A 17955-nucleotide genomic window follows, 5' to 3' on the forward strand; every position below is an offset into this window, starting at 1 on the left:
GGGCCGCTCTTTTTTCCGGTACCACCGCACCAACTACTGATAACGAGCCCATGTCCACGCAGATGACGAGCCGCCCCGCAGCGCAGGAAACCGCCCGGGAAACGGATAGTGCCCATGGCATGTTCGACGGCGTCGACCTGCGGCAACTGGCCGAACACATTCCCACCCCATTCCATGCCTATTCCGCCAGCGCGATCAGGCAGCGCATCGACGAGCTGCAGGCCGCATTGGCCGGCCTCGATGCCACCATCTGCTTCGCGGTCAAGGCCAACCCGAACCTCGCCATCCTGCAGCTGATGGCCAGCGCCGGCGTCGGCGCCGACATCGTCTCGGTCGGCGAACTGCGCCGCGCCCTCAACGCCGGCATGCCGGCCGAGCGCATCGTGTTCTCCGGCGTCGGCAAGAGCGCCGATGAAATCGCCGGCGCGCTGAACGTCGGCATCATGCGCTTCAACGTCGAATCGCTGGACGAGCTGCACACCCTGCAGCGCGTGGCCCGCGCGCAGCAGGTGACCGCGCGCGCCGCCGTGCGTATCAACCCCGACGTGGACGCGCACACCCACGCGAAGATCTCCACCGGCAAGTCGGAGAACAAGTTCGGCGTCAGCATCGACGAGGCGCGCCGCTGGTTCGCCGAACGCAGCCAACTCACCCACGTACAACTCGACGGCCTGCACGTGCACATCGGCTCGCAGATCCTCAGCGTCGAACCGTTCCGCCTCGCGCTGCAGCGGGTCGCCGCGTTCTGGCGCGAACTCGAGCAGGCCGGCCATCCGATCCACAGCATCGACGTCGGCGGCGGGCTGGGCGTGTGCTATCGCGCTGGCGTGGATCAGCCGGTGGCCGCAGCCGACTACGTCGGCGTGATCCGCGAGGCGCTGGCCGACTACCGCGGCAAGCTGCTGCTGGAGCCGGGCCGCTACCTGGTCGCCGAGGCGGGCGTGCTGCTGACCCGGGTGATCCGCGTCAAGCCCGGTATCGAACGCACCTTCCTGGTGCTGGACGCGGCGATGAACGACCTGCAGCGGCCCAGCCTGTACGACGCCTGGCACGACATCGTGCCGGTAGCGGACGAGCTGCGCCCGATGACCACCTACGACATCGTCGGTCCGGTCTGCGAGACCGGCGACACCTTCGCCCGCGCACGCGAACTGCCCGAATGCGCGGCCGGCGACCTGTTGCTGATCAAGGCCACCGGCGCGTACGGTACGTCGATGGCCTCCACCTACAACTCGCGGCCGCTCGCCGCCGAGGTACTGCTGCAGCGGGGCCGCTACGCCGTGGTGCGGCGGCGCCAGCACTTCGAGGAAATGATCGCCGGCGAACAGCCGGCCCGGAACTGGGAAACGCCATGAACACGACTGCCCGCCTTGCCCTCCTCGCCGCCTTGAGCTTCGCCGGCACGCTGCCCGCGCAAGCGCAGCAGGACCCACCAGTCACCATCGACACCCACGTCGACATCCCCTTCAACTACATGGGCGAGCCGCGCTTCGACGTCGGACACGACACCCGCCTGCTGGTCGACCTGGGCAAGATGGAACATGGCGGCCTGAACGCGGCGTTCTTCGTGGTCTGGGTGCCGCAGCACAAGCTCGACGCCGCCGGCTACGCCAAGGCGGTGAAACAGGCCAGCCAGAAATACGACGGCATCGGCCGCATGCTGATGATGTATCCCGACCGCATCCGCCTGGCCACCACGCCCGAACAACTGATGGCCAACCGCAAGGCCGGCCTGCTCTCGGCCACGATCGAGATCGAGAACGCCTACTCGCTCGGCCACGACATCCGCCGCCTCGACGCCGCGTTCGATCGCGGCGCGCGCTCGGTCGGCCTGGTCCACGTCGGCAACAACGACTTGTGCACCAGCTCGCTGCCCGATACCGAGCATGGCGAGCCGGCGATGAACAGCGCCGGCGACACCGGCATGAGCGACTTCGGCCGCGCCGTGGTGAAGCGCGCCAACCAGCTCGGCATGCTGGTCGACATCTCGCACGCCTCGGACAACTGCGTGCGCGACGCGCTCAAGGCGTCCAGCACGCCGCTCATCGCCTCGCACTCCGGCGCCCGCGCCGTACTCGACCACCCGCGCAACCTGCCCGACGACCTGCTGCGCGCGATCGCTGCCAAAGGCGGCGTGATCGACGCCGTCGCCTACAAGGAATTCCTGAAGAAGGATCCGGGCCGCGAAGCCGCAGAAAAGAAACTGCAGAACGCCATCGCCAAACAGGCCGGCGAGAAGGAATACGACAGCGACAGCGACGACTACCGGCCCGCGATGGAAGCGGGCATGGCCGAGATCCAGAAGAAGTATCCGCTGGCCACGCTGGACGACTACGTGAAGCAGATCCGCCACATGGTGAAGGTCGCCGGCATCGACCACGTCGGCCTCGCCTCCGACTTCGACGGCGGCGGCGGCATCACCGGCTGGAAGGACGCCAGCGAAACCCGCAACGTCACCGCCGCCCTGCGCAAGGCCGGTTTCAGCGACGCCGACATCGCCAAGCTGTGGGGCGGCAACCTGCTGCGCGTGTGGGGCGAGGTCGAGCGCCATGCGCAGCACTGACGCCATGCTCCCTCCCCTGCGACCGAAGGAAGTCCCTGTGGGGCAACGCAGGGGAGGGTTGGGGTGGGGTGCTCTTGCGCTCCTGCTCCTGCTCGTCGCCCCGGTCGCCACCGCCCAAACTGCCAACCCCGCGTACGACAAGATCGTCGACGCCACCATCGCCCGCTATCACCTGCCCGGCATCGCCGTGGGCGTGATCGAGAACGGCCAGGTCGTCTACACCCGCACAGCCGGCGAAACCATCGCCGGATCAGGCGAGAAGATCACCCCGCGAACCCTGTTCAAGATCGCCTCCAACAGCAAGGCGATGACCACCGCCCTGCTCGGCCGGCTGGTCGACCAGGGCAAGCTGCGCTGGGACGATCCGGTGACGAAGTACCTGCCGCAGTTCCGCATGAACGACCCGTGGGTCACCGCCAACATGCGCGTGGCCGACCTGCTCACCCACTCCAGCAGCCTGCCCGAAGGCGGCGGCGACCTGATGCTGTGGCCGGAGCCGAACGCGTTCACCCGCGCCGACATCATCCACGGCCTCGCCTTCATCAAGCCCGGCTACAGCTTCCGCTCGCAGTACCAGTACGACAACCTGCTCTACGTGGTCGCCGGCGAAGTCGCCGCCGCCGCGGGCGGCGCGCCGTACGAGACACTGATGCGACGCGAAGTGTTCGAGCCGCTGCACCTGGATCGTTGCCAGGTCGGCGCGTGGAACCGCGACACGGTGGGCGACGTGGCCACGCCGCATCGCCGCGACGGCGGCCGCAACGTGCCGATCCCCGAGGCCACGGCCATCCCAGCAATCACCTCCGCGCCGGCCGGCGGCATCCGCTGCGACCTCACCGACATGCTGAGCTGGGCACGCAACTGGCTGGTGCCGACCCACGCGCAGTTGCAGTGGCTGTCGCCGGTACAGCGCGACGTGCTGCAGGCGCCGCACATGCTGATCCCGGTTTCCAAACAGCGCCGTGCGTGGGACAACACGCACGTGATGGCCTACGGCTACGGCTGGCGCATGGCCGACGTCGACGGCGAATGGAGCGTGTGGCACACCGGCACGCTGAACGGCATGTACTCGATGCTGGCGCTGCTGCCGGACCGCAAGAGCGGCTTCGTGTTCATGATCAACGGCGAGGCGGACGACGCGCGCACCGTGCTCGGCGAGGTGCTGATGAAGCACTTCACCGCGCCCGGCGACAGCCGCGACGTGCGCTGGTACGCCGACGCGCTGGAGCAGCAGGCGAAGCAGCGACCGGCCGCTTCGAGTGCACCGGATACCTCGGCGCAGCGACCGGCCAGCACCGCCGAACTGGCGCGCTGGAGCGGGCAGTATCGCGACCCGTGGTTCGGCGACATCACCCTGTGCCCGCGCGATGGAAAGATGCATTTCGCCGCCGCGAAATCGCCGACGCTGGCCGGCACGGTGATGCGCCTGGGCGACCGCTACCTGGTGCACTGGGACGACGGCGAGCTGGATGCGTGGCTGGATTTCCACGCGGCCACCGGCGACCAGCCGATTACCCTGCGCATGGCCAAGCTCGACCCGCTGGGCGATTTCAGCTCCGACTACGAAGACCTGGATTTCCAGCGCATCGGGACCTGCCACCCATGAACAACCCCATCACTACCACCGGCAAGCGGGCTCCGGCGAAAGCCGGATATCTGCTTGCGTTTGGCTTGCTCGCCACCGTCGGCGGAATCGCCCACGCGGATCAACCACCCGATCTTTCGCCCGCCAGGACCGCCGCCGAAGCCAACCTGGTCGACATCCGCACGCTGGTGCCGGACATCGCCGAGGACATCAAGTACGCCGGCAGCGACAATTTCATGGGCACGCCGGCGGATGGCTATGACGCGTCGAAATGCCTGCTGCTGCGCCCGGTCGCCGAAGCGCTGGCGAAGGTCGAGCACGAGCTGCGCGCGCAGCACCGGCGCCTGAAGATCTGGGACTGCTACCGCCCCGCCCGCGCGGTGGCGCACTTCGTGCGCTGGGCGCACGACCTCGCTGACCAGCGCACCAAGGCGCAGCACTACCCCAGGCTGGACAAGTCGACCCTGTTGAACGGCTACATCGCGGAAAGCTCGGGCCACAGCCGCGGCGCCACCATCGACCTCACCCTGCAGCAATGCGCCGCCGACGGCAGCCATTGCCAGCCGCTGGACATGGGCACGGATTTCGACTTCTTCGACGTGCACGCGCATACCGACACGCCCGACGTCACCGCGCAGCAACACGCGAACCGCCAGTTGCTGCGCGACGCGATGCAACGCGAAGGCTTCCGCAACTATCCGATGGAATGGTGGCACTACACCCTCACGCCGGAACCGACGCCGCACACGATCTACGACGTGCCGGTGCAATGACCGCACCACGAACAGGGGGAATTCCGCCATGTCAAAACTGCTTGCTGGTCTCGCACTGACCTTGCTGCTCGGCGGCTGCGCCTCCGGCACCAAGCCGGTCGACCCGACCGACGCACTGATGCAGCGCTACACCGGCGACGTTCCCGGCGCCTCGCTGCTGGTGCTCAAGGACGGCAAGCCGATCGTCCGCCGCAGCTACGGCCTGGCCAATCTCGAGGACGAAGACAAGGCCACGCCGGCCACCAACTACCGGCTCGCCTCGGTGACCAAGCAGTTCACCGCCGCCGCGATCCTGCTGCTGGCCGAAGGCGGGCGCCTCAACCTGGACGATCCGGTGCGCCGCTGGCTGCCTTCGCTGCCGGAGACGACGACCACGGTCACGCTGCGCCAGCTGCTCACGCATACCGGCGGCCTGGTCGACTACGAGGACCTGATTCCGCCCGGCACCACCGAACAAGTCAGCGACAACGACGTGCTGCGCCTGCTGTCCGCCACGCCGAAGACCTATTTCGCACCGGGCACGGCGTACCGCTACAGCAACTCGGGCTACGTGCTGCTCGGCCTGGTGGTGGAGCGCGCGTCCGGCATCAGCCTGCCGCTGTATCTGCAGCAGCGCATCTTCCAGCCGCTGCACATGGACCACACGGTGCTGTATGAGCGCGGCGGCCCCGACGTGGCGGATCGCGCCTACGGCTACAGCGAGGAAAACGGCAGCTGGACGCGCACCGACCAGAGCGTCACCAGCGCCACCCGAGGCGACGGCGGCATCTATGCATCGGTCGACGACCTGGCGAAGTGGGACGCCGCGCTGTACGACAACCGCCTGCTCAGCGCCGCCTCGCGCAAGCTCGCCTTCAGCCCGCACGTGAAGGTCACCGGCGAGCCGTACGAGACCAGCTACGGCTACGGCTGGCGCATCACCGGCGACACCGTGTGGCATTCCGGCGAGAGCATCGGCTTCCGCAACGTGATCGTGCGCTGGCCGAAACAGCACCTCACCGTGATCCTGCTCAGCAACCGCAACGAGCCGGAGCCGTACCGCACCGCGCTGGCGATCGCCGCGCCGTACCTGCAGTGATGGAGCGAGGAGCCGTCAGCGATGCGTGATCCGTTTTCCCTGCCCCGCCTGCTGCGCCGCGTGGTCCCGCTGGCGCTGCTCGCGCTGCTCGCCGCCTGCGCACCGCTGCCGCCGCGCAATCCGCTGGCGACCTGGGTGCCATCGCCGAACCACGACATCCGCCGGCCGGTGCTGATCGTGCTGCACTACACCGACCAGCACTCGGTGCAGGAAAGCCTGGACACGCTGCGCACGAAGAACAGCGGCGGCCCGGTGAGCTCGCATTACCTGATCGGCGCGGACGGCCACATCTACCAGCTGGTGTCCGACCAGTTGCGCGCGTGGCATGGCGGCCCCGGACACTGGGGCACGATCACCGACATCAACTCCGCCTCGATCGGCATCGAGCTGGACAACGACGGCGCCACGCCGTTCGCGCAGCCGCAGATCGACAGCCTGTTGCGCCTGCTCGCCGACCTCACCGACCGCCTGCACATCCCGCGCACGCAGATCGTCGGCCACGAGGATTTCGCGCCCACGCGCAAGGACGACCCCGGCCCGCTGTTCCCGTGGCCGCAACTGGCTGCAGCCGGCTTCGGGCTGTGGCCACAAGGCGCGCTGATCGATCCACCCGCCGGCTTCGATCCGTGGATGGCGCTGGCCGTGGTCGGCTACCCGCTGGAAGACCGCGCCGCCGCCGTGCGCGCGTTCCACCACCACTTCCGCGGCATCGAGGGCGATGCGCTGGACGATGAGGACCTGCGCATCCTGTACAACCTTGCGCAACGGATCGAATCCGGCAGCGGCGGGGACTGAACCGCCCCCGCTACACTTCCAGCCGGTCGTCCGGCCGCGCCACGATCGCGTACAGCGCCGGCATCAGGAAGATGCTGATCAGCAGGCGGGTGAACAGGCCGCTGACGATGACCAGCGCGAACGGACGCTGGGTGTCGGTGCCCACGCCGGTGGCCAATGCGGCCGGCAGCAGGCCGAGCGCCGCCACCAGTGCGGTCATCATGATCGGGCGCAAGCGCAGGATCGCGCCTTCGCGGATCGCCTCGGCCACGTCGACGCCGTTGCGGCGCAGTTCGTTGACGTAGGAGATGTACACCACGGCGGTCTGCACCGAAACGCCGAACAGCGCCAGGAAACCGATCCCCGACGACACCGAGAACGGCGTGCCGGTCAGCCACAGCGCGATGATGCCGCCGGCCGGCGCCGACAGCACCACGCCGAGCACGGTGATGAAGGGAAACTTGAAGTTGCTGTACAGGGTGAACAGCAGCAGGAAGATCAGCCCCACCGTCAGCGGCACGATCAGGTTCAACTGCGCACGCGAAGCGGTGTATTCCTTGTATTCGCCGCCCCAGTCCAGCCGGTAGCCTTGCGCCAGCTTCACCTTCGCATCGACCTGCCCGATCGCATCTTCCACCGCGCCGGCCAGGTCGCGCCCTTCCACCGAGAACTGCACGCCGATATAGCGCGAGTTGTCCTGCCGGTAGATGAAGGAGGCGCCGTTGGTCACCCGGATATCGGCGAACTCCTTCAGCGGCAGTTGCTGGCCGCCCGGCGTGGCCACCAGGATGTTGCCGATTTCCTGCGGGTTGTCGCGGTACTGGTGATCCAGCCGCACGACCAGGTCGAACTGCTTTTCGCCCTGGATCACTTCGGTCGCCACGTCGCCGCCAATCGCGGTCTGGATCAGGCCGTTGATGTCGTCCACGTTCAGGCCGTAGCGGGCGATCGCGGCACGATTGATCGTGATGCTGAGGCTGGGCTGGCCGAGCTCCTGCACCAGGGTCACGTCATGGATGCCGCGCACCTGTTCCAGCACATGCTTGATCGCCTTGCCCTTCTGCTGCAGCGTGTTCAGATCCGCACCGAACACCTTCACCGCCAGCGCGCTCTTCAGCCCGGTCTCGGCCTCGTCCACCGCGTCCTCGGCCGGCTGGGTGTAGTTGAAGGTGATGCCGGGAAAGACCTGCAGCTTCTTGTTGATCGCAGCGGTCAACTCGGCCTTGCTGCGGTACGCGCCGGTCCATTGCGAATACGGTTTCAGACCGACATAGAACTCGACATTGAAGAAGCCGGTCGAGTCGGTGCCGTCGTCGGGCCGGCCCAGCTCCGAAGCGACCGTGGTGACCTCGGGGAACGTGCGCAGGATGTCGCGGATCTGCGGGGTGATCTTCGCCGATTCGTCGAACGAGATGGTGTACGGCATGGTCGCGCGCACCCACAGCGCGCCTTCGTCCAGGTGCGGCATGAACTCCGCGCCGATGCGCGGAATCAGCAGCAGCGAAAGGCCCAGCAGCAGCGCCGACGCGATCGTGGTCGCCCACACGCGGGCCAGGCAGAAATCCAGGCCCTTGATGTAGACCGACTTGATCGCCTCGAACGCGCGGTTGCGGCGCTCGCGCACGCCCTTGCGCATGAACCACGAACACAGCACCGGCAACAGGGTCAGGGTGATTACCAGCGAGCCGATCAGCGCGAACACCATGGTGTCCGCCATCGGCTTGAACAGCGCGCCGGACGGGCCGGACAGCACATAGATCGGCAGGAAGCTGACCACGATCACCGCGACGGCGTAGAACAACGGACGATCCACCTCGGCCGCCGCATCGCGAATGATTTCCCGCACGCTGAATTCGGTGCCGGTGCGATCGGCGAGCTGGCGGTAGATGTTCTCCACCATCACCACCGCCGCATCGACCAGGATGCCGAAATCCACCGCGCCGATCGACAACAGGTTGGCCGACGCGCCCTGCAGATCCAGGCCGATGAAGGCGACCAGCAGCGACAGCGGAATGGTGACCGCGACGATCAGCCCGGCACGCACGTCATACAGGAAGAAGATCAGCACCACCACGACCAGCAACATGCCGCGCAGCAGGTTGTCCTTGACCACCTGGGTGGTCACCGCGACCAGATCGCTGCGGTCGTAGAACGGGTGGACCTTGATGTCCTTCGGCAGGATCTGCTCGTTGAGTTCCTTGGTCTTCGCCTCGACCCGCTGCAGCACGTCCTGGGTCTTCTCGCCGGTACGCAGCGAGATCACGCCCTCGACCGCGTCGTTCTGTTTCTCGTAGCCAAACTGGCCCAGCCGCGGCGCGATGCCGATCACCACGCGGCCCACGTCCTTGACCAGCACCGGGCTGCCGTCGTGCACCGCCAGCACCACGTCGCCGATGTCCTGCAGCGTCTTCAGCCGGCCGACGCCGCGCACGTAATAGAACTGCCCGCCCTGCGAGTAGAAGCCGCCGCCGGCGTTGCCGTTGTTGGCGGCCAGCGCGGCCTGCACCTGCTGCGCGGTGAGCCCGACCCCGGCGATCTTCGCCGGATCGAGCAGCACCTGGTACTGCATGCTGCCGCCACCAAAACCGGAGTCGTCGGCCACGCCAGCCACGGTACGGTACTGCGGCTCGACCACCCAGTCCTCGAACGTCTTCAGCTCCATCGGCGAGCGATCGGAGCTTTGCAGCACGTAGCGATAGATCAGCCCCGACGGCGACGACAGCGGCGATACCGACGGCTTCACGCCGTCGGGAAGATCGAGATCGCCGAGCCGGTTGAACACCTGCTGGCGCGCGAAATAGTTGTCGGTGCCGTTGTCGAACGTGAGCGTCACCACCGACAGGCCGTACAACGAAATCGAACGCGTGTTGTCGGTTTTCGGAATGCCGGTCATGCCCTGCTCGGCCGGCACCGTGATCAGCCGTTCCACTTCCTCGGCGGTGTGTCCGGGCCACTGCGTAACGATCTCGACGCTGGGCGGCGACAAGTCCGGGTAGGCGTCCACCGGCAGGCGGTGCAGCGCATGCACGCCGGCGCCGACCAGCACCAGCGCCAGCAGCGCAACCAGAAAGCGCTGCGCCAACGAGGCACCGACGATCCGGTTCATCAGCGACGCCGCGCGCGGCGGCATGGGCGGCAGATGGTCGCTCATTGGTTCTGCATGAACTGCACGAAGATGCCGCCGTCGACCACGATCCGGTCGCCGGGCTTGAGTCCGTCACTGACTTCGTACCGATCGCCGTTGCGCGGACCCAGCGTCACGTGTCGCCGCGCGAAGCTGCCGTCGTGCTGGACGACATACGCGAACGGCAGGTTCTCGTCGTCGCGCAGCATCGCCGACACCGGCATCAGCAGACCCTGGCCGGCCTGGCGCGACTGGATCCGCACGCGCACGTACATCTGCTTGCGCAGCACGTCGCCGGGGTTCGGCACCACGATGCGCGCGGCAACCGCGCGGGTATCCGGGTTCACCACCGCGGCGATATTGTCCACCATACCCGGCAACTCGACGCCCGGCATGCCGCTGTCGACCTGCGCCGGGTCACCCACGCGAATCGTCGCCAGCTCGGCGGCCGACACCTGCGCCATCACCCACACTTTCGACAGATCCGCCACGGTGAAACACGGCGTGGTGCCCGCCTGCAGCAGTTGCCCCGGCGTGATCAGCTTTTCCACCACGGTGCCGGCGATCGGCGCACGAATGATGCCCTGCGCGCGCGCCACCGTGCGGCCCGCCTGGATCGCCTTGATCGTGCCGGCGTCGACATCCAGCGCCACCAGCGCCTGCAGCGCGGCATCCCGATCGGCCTCGGCGCCGGCGGCGTCGGTCTGCGCCTGCTCGGCCTCGCGCCGCGACACACCCTCGTGCTGCACCAGGTCCTTGTCCGCGTCGGCCAGCCGGCGTGCGTTCTGCGCGCCGATCAAAGCCTTGCGATACGCGCTGATCGCGGCGGAGAAATCCGGCGAATCCACCAGCGCCAGCGGCTGCCCCTGATGCACCTTGTCGCCCGGCGCCACCAGCAACCGCGCCACCGGCCCGGAGAACGGCGCCAGCACGCTGGTCGCCTGGTCGTTGTCGAAATCCACCACGCCGGTGGTTTCGATCGCACGATGAAAACTGGCCGGTGTCAGCGTGAGCAGCTGGATGTGCTGGCGCTGCGCCGGGGTCAACGTCACGTTCTGCGGCGTGTCGGCAGCCGCTTGCTGCGGCTCCGCTTTCGAGGAACAGCCGGCCACGCCAAGCAGCGCGCTCAATGCGAGCACGAACGCCGCACGACGTCGCGGCACAAAGCGCGTTGCCGAAGATGGTCTACTTTTCATCGCTGTCCCGGTTTGCCTTGGCGTGATCCGAATCGGAGCGGTGCGGCGGCATCGGTGCGGCATCGGCTTGCGTGCCGTCCGCGTCATGCCACCAGCCGCCACCCAGCGCCTGGAACAGCGCTGCGGTGTCGGCGTAGCGGCTCGCTTGCGCCTGCACCAGGGCGATGCGCGCCTGCTGATAGCCCTGCTCTGCGCTGAGCAGCGACAGGTAGCCGGCATAGCCGTCCTTGTACTGACGCTGCGACAGATCCAGGGTGACCTTCGCCGCATCCGCGGCGGTGGCAGCGGCCTGCAGTCCCTCCGCATCGTGCTGCAGCGCGGCCAGGGTGTCGGCCACGTTCTGGAACGCGGTCAGCACCGTGCTGCGATATTGCTCGCTTGCCTCGACATAGGCTGCCCTGGCGGCGCGCTCCTGATGCCGCAGGCTGCCGCCCTGGAAGATCGGCGTGGCCAGATCCGCGCCCAGGCTCCAGAAACCCGTACCGGATTTGAACAGCTGATTGATCGCCAGCGCGGTGCTGCCCGCGTTCGCGGTCAATGAAATATTCGGCAGCCGATTGGCGATGGCCACGCCGACCTGCGCACTGGCCGCATGCATGTTCGCCTCGGCCTGGTGCACGTCGGGGCGCTGCGCCACCAGCGCGGACGGCAGGCTCAGCGGAAGCTGCTGCGGCAAATGCAGGCTGGCAAGGTCGAACTCCTGCGCCGGCGCCTCGCCGGGAAAGCGGCCGGCCAGCACCGCCAGCAGATGGTCCTGCTGCGCGAGCTGGGTCAGCAGCGGCGGCAGCGCGGCCTTGACCTGGGCCAGCTGCGCTTCCTGCGCCGCCAGATCGAGCCGGCCGGCATAGCCCTTGTGCAACTGGTACTTGAGGATATCCACCATGTGGCTGTTGATCCCGACCAGCTCGCGGGTCGCCGCGACCTGCGCGCGCAACGAAGCCTGCTGCACCGCCGCGGCCACCACGTTGCTGCTCAACGTGATGCGGGTGGCGATCATCTGGAAGCGCACTGCCTGCTGCTGCGCCTGGAGCGACTCCACCGTGCGCCGGTTCAGGCCGAACACATCGGGCACATACGAGACGCTGACCTGCGGCGTGAACAGGTTGTACAAAAAGGCGTTGTTGCTGGGCACCGGGGCGAGCGCACCGGGCGGATCCTGCTCGCGGCTGGCCGACAGGCCGGCCGTGACGCTGGGGTAATACGCGCCGCGCCCGGCCTTCGTACTTTCCCTGGCCACTGCCAGCGCAGCCTGCGCTGCCTTGAGGTCGGGGTTGTGGGCCAGCGACTGTTCGATCAGCGCATTCAGCGCCGGCGAATGAAACAGCGTCCACCAGTCGGCCGGAATATCGCCGCCGGAGACGAAGTGCTGGGCCTGTCCACCCGCGATGTTCGCGCTGCCGGTCGTGGTCGGCAGCGAACCGGCGGTCAGGCTGCCGACGTCCGGTGCGGCCGGCTGGTGAAAATCCGGGCCCACCGCGCAACCGGCGATCGACAACGCGGCGACGGCTGCAAGCAGATGCCGCATTGATGACCCCGTCGCGCACGACACCGACGGCGCTCGCCGGGTCATCACAACCATCGGTTCGACGGTCTCTGCAAGCACTCGAACCCTGTGTTGTTCATGCGGACATGTCTTTGTGGAAAGGCTCGGGCCGCAACGATATAACGTAACAAGCAGCAGCGAAACCCTGCAAGAAATCACGTTTGTAGCGGGCAGACCGCCGGTGCCGAATCGATCAGGGCGTCCCGGGCGCCATCCCCGCGAAAACGGGAATGGCGCATCCTGCCCGGGATAAACACCACGTGGTACAGGCGCTCCCACGGAGAGCGATTCAAGCTCTCGTACTCGCCCATCGGCGGATTCTCCCCTCGTGTGCCTGGCGGCTCACGAGCCGGAGTTTTCCCGATGGACCAGAGCCGGGGGACTCCCATGCTGGTCTAGAACCGCAGGCTTGCTCCCAGATTGAAAGACCGGCCGTATCGGGAATAGCCCTGCGACAGCAGCGGGTTGCCGTTGATGCTGTAGGTCTCCGCATCATCCAGCAGGTTCTGTCCCTGGAGGCTGACGCTGAACATGTCGTTGATTTTGTAAGTCACGTGCGCGGTCAACCAGGTGATCGCGTCGGCCTGGGTGTTGTAGCCGGTACCGATCACGTTGACCGCCGTGACGAAGCCATCGGTGCGGACCGCGTTGGCGCCCAGCGACCATTTGCCCTTCTCGTACATCACGCCCAGCGAATAGGTCGCCGGGGCGATGCCTTCGAGCGGGCGCTCTTCGCCATTCACCCAGCTGCGCGACCAGTTGCGGGTGTACTGGGCATTCACGCCGAAACCGCTTTCCCAGAAGTGCTGCAGGCCGGCTTCGAGGCCTTTGACCTTGGCATAGTCGCCGTTGATCGGACGCGTGACGTTGAACAGGTAGCCCGGCACGCCGATGTCCTGGCCCGGCTCCCAGCTGGTGGTGATCTGGTTCTTGATGCGCTTGTAGAACACGGCCACGTTGGCGATGGAATGGTCGGCGAAGTACCACTCCAGCGACATGTCTCCCTGCGCCGCGCTGTACGGCTTCAGGTTCGCGTTGCCGCCGTAGACCTGGGTGAACTCGCCCCACGACACGCTCGCGGTGGTGTTGGTCGGCGCCAGTTGGTCGACCGGCGGGCGGGCCATGGTCTTGGCCGCACCCAGGCGCAATTGCAACTGGTCGGTGAAGTGCCAGGTGAAATTCCCCGAAGGCAGCAGGAAGGTGTAGTCGGCATCCTGGACGACCGGAGTCGGGGCAGCGTAGGTCGCCGTGTAGTTGAACGCGCCGTTCTTGGTGATGTTCAGGATCTTGGCGTCCCAGGCCTGGGCGCTGGTACTCGTCTTCACCAGCCGCACGCCGACGTCGCCGTCCCAGTGGTCGCCCGACAGGTCCGCCTGCACGTAGAAGGCGTTGGTCTTCTCGCGGACCCGATAGCTTTGCAGCGGGTTCCACTGCGGGCCGGCCAGGGCATAGTCGTACGCCGAGCCATCCGGACGCAGGTGGCCGTTGTAGGCCTGCAGCCGGGCCAGGTAGTTGGGCACGTCGAAGGCGACGAAGCTGCGCGGGAAGCTGCTGTTCACGTCGTCCATGAAGTGCGGCAGGTGGAAGCTGTGCGAGATCACCCCGTCGCCGAGGTCGCTGACGTTGATGGCGTTGTCCCCGGAGTAGTAGTCGGCGCCACCGTTGAGCGTGTTGTTGATCAGGTCGCGCGACTTCCTGCGGTCGGTGCGGGTCACGCCGAAGCGCAGGCGGTCCACGCCCCAACTGCCGACGAACAGGTTGCCGGCTACGGTGCCACCGGTGATCTTGTCCTCGATGTTGTCGCCGCGCAGCTCCATGTAATGCGTGTTGAAGTCCGACTCGGTGAACTGGCCGTTGGCGAGGCCGTTGGCAAGGTCGCGGCCGTCGTCGAACTGCACGTCGACATTGGGCACCGCGTTCGGGCCCAGGGTGATGCGGGCGGTGTTGGGCTGGTTCATGCGCAGGACGGCGTAGGTGTCCTGGCCGCCGGAGTGGCGCTTCGAGGTGGAACGGTACAGGTCACCGGTCAGGGTCAGGTCGGGGGTGACCTCCCACTCGCCGTTGAGGCCGTAGAGGTCGGTGTCGACCACGCGGTATTCAGTCTGGTTCAGCAGCTCCGGATTGAGCCGCAATTCCGGATCCGGGTTGTTCATGGTGAAGCCGGTGACGATGCCGTTCTGCACGGTGATGTCGGACCAGCGGCCCGGCGAGAACAGCGGATAGTAGGATTGCTGATAGCCCACATGCGGCGAGTCGAGGCGGGTTTTCAGACCGTCCACCACGATGCGCACCTTGTCGCTCGGATGCCATTCGAACTTGCCGGAGAAGGCGCTGCGCTTCTTGTCCTCCATGATCGAGCCGACCCGGAACTGGCCCGGGGCGATCAGGCCGTATTCGTCCGGATCCAGCACGCCGTTGCCGTTGGGGTCGATGTTGCCGCCCCAGGCGTTGCCCCACCAGTTGGGGTCGTTGGGATCCGGGTTGCGGGTCCAGCCGCCATCGTTGCCGGCGACGTCGGTGCGATCCTTGCGGTTGGCGTAGACCACGCCCAGCAACACGCCCATGGTGTCGTTGGCGAAGGTGTTGCTGTAGGTGGCAGAGAGCTTGCTTCCGTTGAGTTCGGACATCAGGTTGCGATCGCCTTCCAGGCGCACGATGCCGTGCTGGCCCTTCTGGTCGAACGGACTGGCCGAGCGCAGATTGACCAGGCCGCCGATGGCCCCTTCGGTCAGCGAGGCCTGGGCGCCTTTGATCACGTCGGCGCCACTGATCACGTCGGCCGGCAATACGTCGAAGGCAAAGTCGCGGCCGGCGCCGTCGGTGGCCAGGATGCGTCCGTTGAAGGTGGTCAGCGTGAACTCCGGACCCAGGCCGCGTACGCTGACTCGCTGCCCTTCGCCACCGGCGGTACGCGAAATGGACACGCCGGTGATGTGGCTGAGCGAGTCGGCCACGTTGTCGTCGGGGAACTTGCCCAGCTCGAGCGCGCTGATCGAATCCTGCACGGTGCTGGCGTCGCGCTTGAGTTCGGTCGAGCGCGCCAGGCTGGCGCGCACGCCGGTGACAGCCACTGTTGCCAGGTCAGTCACGTTGTCGCGTGTCTGCGCCGTTTTATCCGGCGGTGACGTCTGCGACTCTTGCGTCGTCTGCGACTCTTGCGTTGCGGGCGCGCTGCCTGACGTGGCCTGGGACAGGGCTGTCGCAGGCATCAGCAGGGCAAACGCAACTCCATAAAACAGTGTGTTTCGGTGTAGGGGCGCGGTATTCACTGGCTCTCTCCTCAGGGCTAGATGACTGACCTGCTGTCTAAACAACGAAATCGAGCCTATATCATGTTTCGTTTCACATCAATAGCGAAATACAACGAAATGCGACATAATTCCACGCACCCGACAGGAGTCCCCATGGCCGCCACCCGCGACACCAGTCAGCGACGCCTCCAGATCAGCGAACTCGTCCGCCAGCATGGCAGCGTCCAGGTCACCAGCCTTGCGCACCGCTTCGGCGTGAGCGCGCAGACCGTGCGCAAAGATCTGCGTTATCTGGCCGAACGCGGAGTCATGGCGCGGGCCTATGGCGGGGCGATCGACAGTGGCGTGATGAACGGTGCCGCGGTCGAGCCCAACTACGAAGCGAAATGCACCACCCACCTGGACGAGAAACGTCGCATCGGCGCATGCGCCGCAGCACTGATCAAGCCCGGGGACACGGTCGTCATCGACTCGGGTACCACGGCCATCCAGTTGGCCGAGGCGGTTCAGGACATCGATATCACCGTGGTCACCAACGATTACGGCGTGCTGACTGCGCTTGCCCCCAAGAACAACATCACCATCGTCATGCTCGGCGGTGAGTTGCGACGCCGCAACATGGCGTTCTACGGGGGGCTGACTGTCGAAGCGCTGGACGCGCTGCACGTGGACAAGCTGTTCCTCGGCGTGGATGGGTTCGACCTGGAACGCGGCATCACCACTCATTACGAGCCCGAGGCGCTGCTCAACCGCAAGATGGTGGAGACCGCCCGCCTGGTCATCGCCATCACGGACAGCTCGAAGTTCGGCAAGATCTGCCTGCATCGCATCATCCCCGTTACCGCGTTGAACATGCTGATCACGGACACCGGCGCGCCGGAGGAAATCATCCAGGCCAGCCAGCAACTCGGTTTCGAGCTGCAACTGGCGTAAGCCCTTCAGTCGACCGGCCTGGGCGCAGCGAAGACGCGCACGGCGTTGGCGTAGTAGATCTTGTCCACCACCGCGCGCGGCAGCGCGAGGCCCGGCACGTCGGCGTGGATCATGTCCACCCGCTGGGATTCGCCGGTGGCCAGGTAGCGCCAGTCGGAGCTCCATACCGCGTGCGCTTCGCGCCTGAATTCCGCCGGTTTGGCGTCCGCAGCGAAGGTCAGGTCGGTGCCATACAGCACCCGGTCCTGATAGCGGATGAAGAAGTTCCGCACCTTCTCGCGGTCGCGCACCGACTGGTACTGCACCTGGCTCATGCGTGCGGCCATGTCGACGGTGGCGTTGGGGAAGCGGTCGAGAAACGCGGCGATCCGGTCGACGTCGTACTCCAGGCTGGCCAGGTGCGCGCCGACGAAGCGCAACTTCGGATGCGCGGCGACGAAGCGGTCGCGCTCGCGCATCAGTTCCTCGTAGCCCGGCTGCTCCGGGTGCAGGTACATGTAGTACTCCGGATGTTTGCTGAAGTACTCGCGGTCGTTGTCGGTGGTCATCTGGTCGAGCGGCAGCCAGCAGTTGCGCGGTTCCCCCTGGTGGTCGATCAGGGCCACGCCGAGCGCGCGGACCTGCTCGGCCACGGGCGCCAGGCCTGGATCGTCGAGCATGATCAGCTTGCCGTCGGCGTTCTTCTCCACCAGTCCCACGTTCTTCCAGATCTTCACCGCGAGCGCGCCCTTGGCCACATCCCGGGCCAGGCTCGCGTCGACCCGTTCGGTCCAGCCCGGCGTGCCGAAGCCCTTCATGGAAAACGTGGTGGCCCAGTGGAAATGCCGCGGATCCTTCGCTGCGAGGGTCAGGGCGATGGCGTGCTGCCGTTCCAGGCTGGGAAAGTCGGGATAGTCGACGTTGATCGACAGCAATTCGAAGCCGTCCGCGCGGGCCTGCTCGAGGAACGCCATGTCCGCGTTGTTGGCGTGGACGTGGGCGTCGTACTTGCGCACGTGGGCGAAGTCCGCCATGGAGTAGCTGTCCGCTACGACGGTGTCCGTTTTCGACGGAGGCGAGGTGGCGGCAACGGAAAGTGAGACCGCTACCGCGACCAGGCCCGTCATCAGGCGGCGAAGGATCATGCTCATCGTAT

General features: G+C 66.6%; 12 protein-coding genes. 7 read left to right on the forward strand and 5 right to left on the reverse strand.

Going from position 1 to position 17955, the window contains the following annotated elements; genetic code table 11:
* The first annotated feature begins 50 nt into the window (after positions 1-50).
* From lysA to ASG75_RS08520, 6 genes are read left to right on the forward strand one after another with little or no spacing between them, the layout of a single operon-like run.
* Entirely contained in the window at positions 51-1355 is a 1305-nt protein-coding gene (lysA, locus tag ASG75_RS08495) for a diaminopimelate decarboxylase (RefSeq protein ID WP_056387905.1), read from the forward strand.
* Entirely contained in the window at positions 1352-2563 is a 1212-nt protein-coding gene (locus ASG75_RS08500; protein ID WP_056387907.1) for a dipeptidase, read from the forward strand. Before lysA ends, ASG75_RS08500 begins: the two co-directional genes overlap by 4 nt.
* A gap of 37 nt (positions 2564-2600) precedes the next feature.
* Positions 2601-4169, forward strand: coding sequence for a serine hydrolase (locus ASG75_RS08505; protein ID WP_235580173.1), 1569 nt, complete (start codon positions 2601-2603; stop codon positions 4167-4169).
* Positions 4166-4921, forward strand: coding sequence for a M15 family metallopeptidase (locus ASG75_RS08510; protein WP_082547535.1), 756 nt, complete (start codon positions 4166-4168; stop codon positions 4919-4921). Before ASG75_RS08505 ends, ASG75_RS08510 begins: the two co-directional genes overlap by 4 nt.
* Positions 4922-4949: 28 nt before the next feature.
* A complete protein-coding gene (locus ASG75_RS08515) occupies positions 4950-5999 on the forward strand; it encodes a serine hydrolase domain-containing protein (RefSeq protein ID WP_056387912.1) in 1050 nt (349 codons plus the stop codon).
* A gap of 21 nt (positions 6000-6020) precedes the next feature.
* Positions 6021-6794, forward strand: coding sequence for an N-acetylmuramoyl-L-alanine amidase (locus tag ASG75_RS08520; protein ID WP_056387914.1), 774 nt, complete (start codon positions 6021-6023; stop codon positions 6792-6794).
* A gap of 10 nt (positions 6795-6804) precedes the next feature.
* Here ASG75_RS08520 and ASG75_RS08525 read toward each other — a convergent pair whose 3' ends face one another.
* The 4 genes from ASG75_RS08525 to ASG75_RS08540 all read right to left on the reverse strand — a co-directional run bounded on the left by ASG75_RS08525 (position 6805) and on the right by ASG75_RS08540 (position 15725).
* Positions 6805-9924: a CusA/CzcA family heavy metal efflux RND transporter gene (locus tag ASG75_RS08525; protein ID WP_056387916.1), complete on the reverse strand. Its 3120-nt coding sequence runs from the start codon at positions 9922-9924 to the stop codon at positions 6805-6807.
* Positions 9921-11060, reverse strand: a complete 1140-nt coding sequence (locus ASG75_RS08530; protein ID WP_235580174.1) for an efflux RND transporter periplasmic adaptor subunit — start codon at positions 11058-11060, stop codon at positions 9921-9923. Before ASG75_RS08530 ends, ASG75_RS08525 begins: the two co-directional genes overlap by 4 nt.
* 22 nt (positions 11061-11082) lie before the next feature.
* Positions 11083-12618 carry an efflux transporter outer membrane subunit gene (locus ASG75_RS08535; protein ID WP_235580175.1) on the reverse strand — a complete coding sequence of 512 codons (1536 nt, stop codon included), beginning with the start codon at positions 12616-12618 and terminating at the stop codon, positions 11083-11085.
* Positions 12619-13031: 413 nt separating this feature from the next.
* Complete coding sequence (locus tag ASG75_RS08540) at positions 13032-15725, reverse strand: TonB-dependent receptor (protein ID WP_235580176.1); 2694 nt, start codon at positions 15723-15725, stop codon at positions 13032-13034.
* 315 nt (positions 15726-16040) lie between these two features.
* Here ASG75_RS08540 and agaR point away from each other — a divergent pair, with 315 nt between their 5' ends.
* Positions 16041-16820, forward strand: a complete 780-nt coding sequence (agaR, locus tag ASG75_RS08545; protein WP_056387923.1) for a transcriptional repressor AgaR — start codon at positions 16041-16043, stop codon at positions 16818-16820.
* Between the two features lie 5 nt (positions 16821-16825).
* Here agaR and ASG75_RS08550 read toward each other — a convergent pair whose 3' ends face one another.
* Complete coding sequence (locus ASG75_RS08550; RefSeq protein ID WP_056387925.1) at positions 16826-17950, reverse strand: amidohydrolase family protein; 1125 nt, start codon at positions 17948-17950, stop codon at positions 16826-16828.
* Positions 17951-17955: the final 5 nt, after the last annotated feature.

The organism is Rhodanobacter sp. Soil772, assembly GCF_001428385.1.
Taxonomy (GTDB): domain Bacteria; phylum Pseudomonadota; class Gammaproteobacteria; order Xanthomonadales; family Rhodanobacteraceae; genus Rhodanobacter.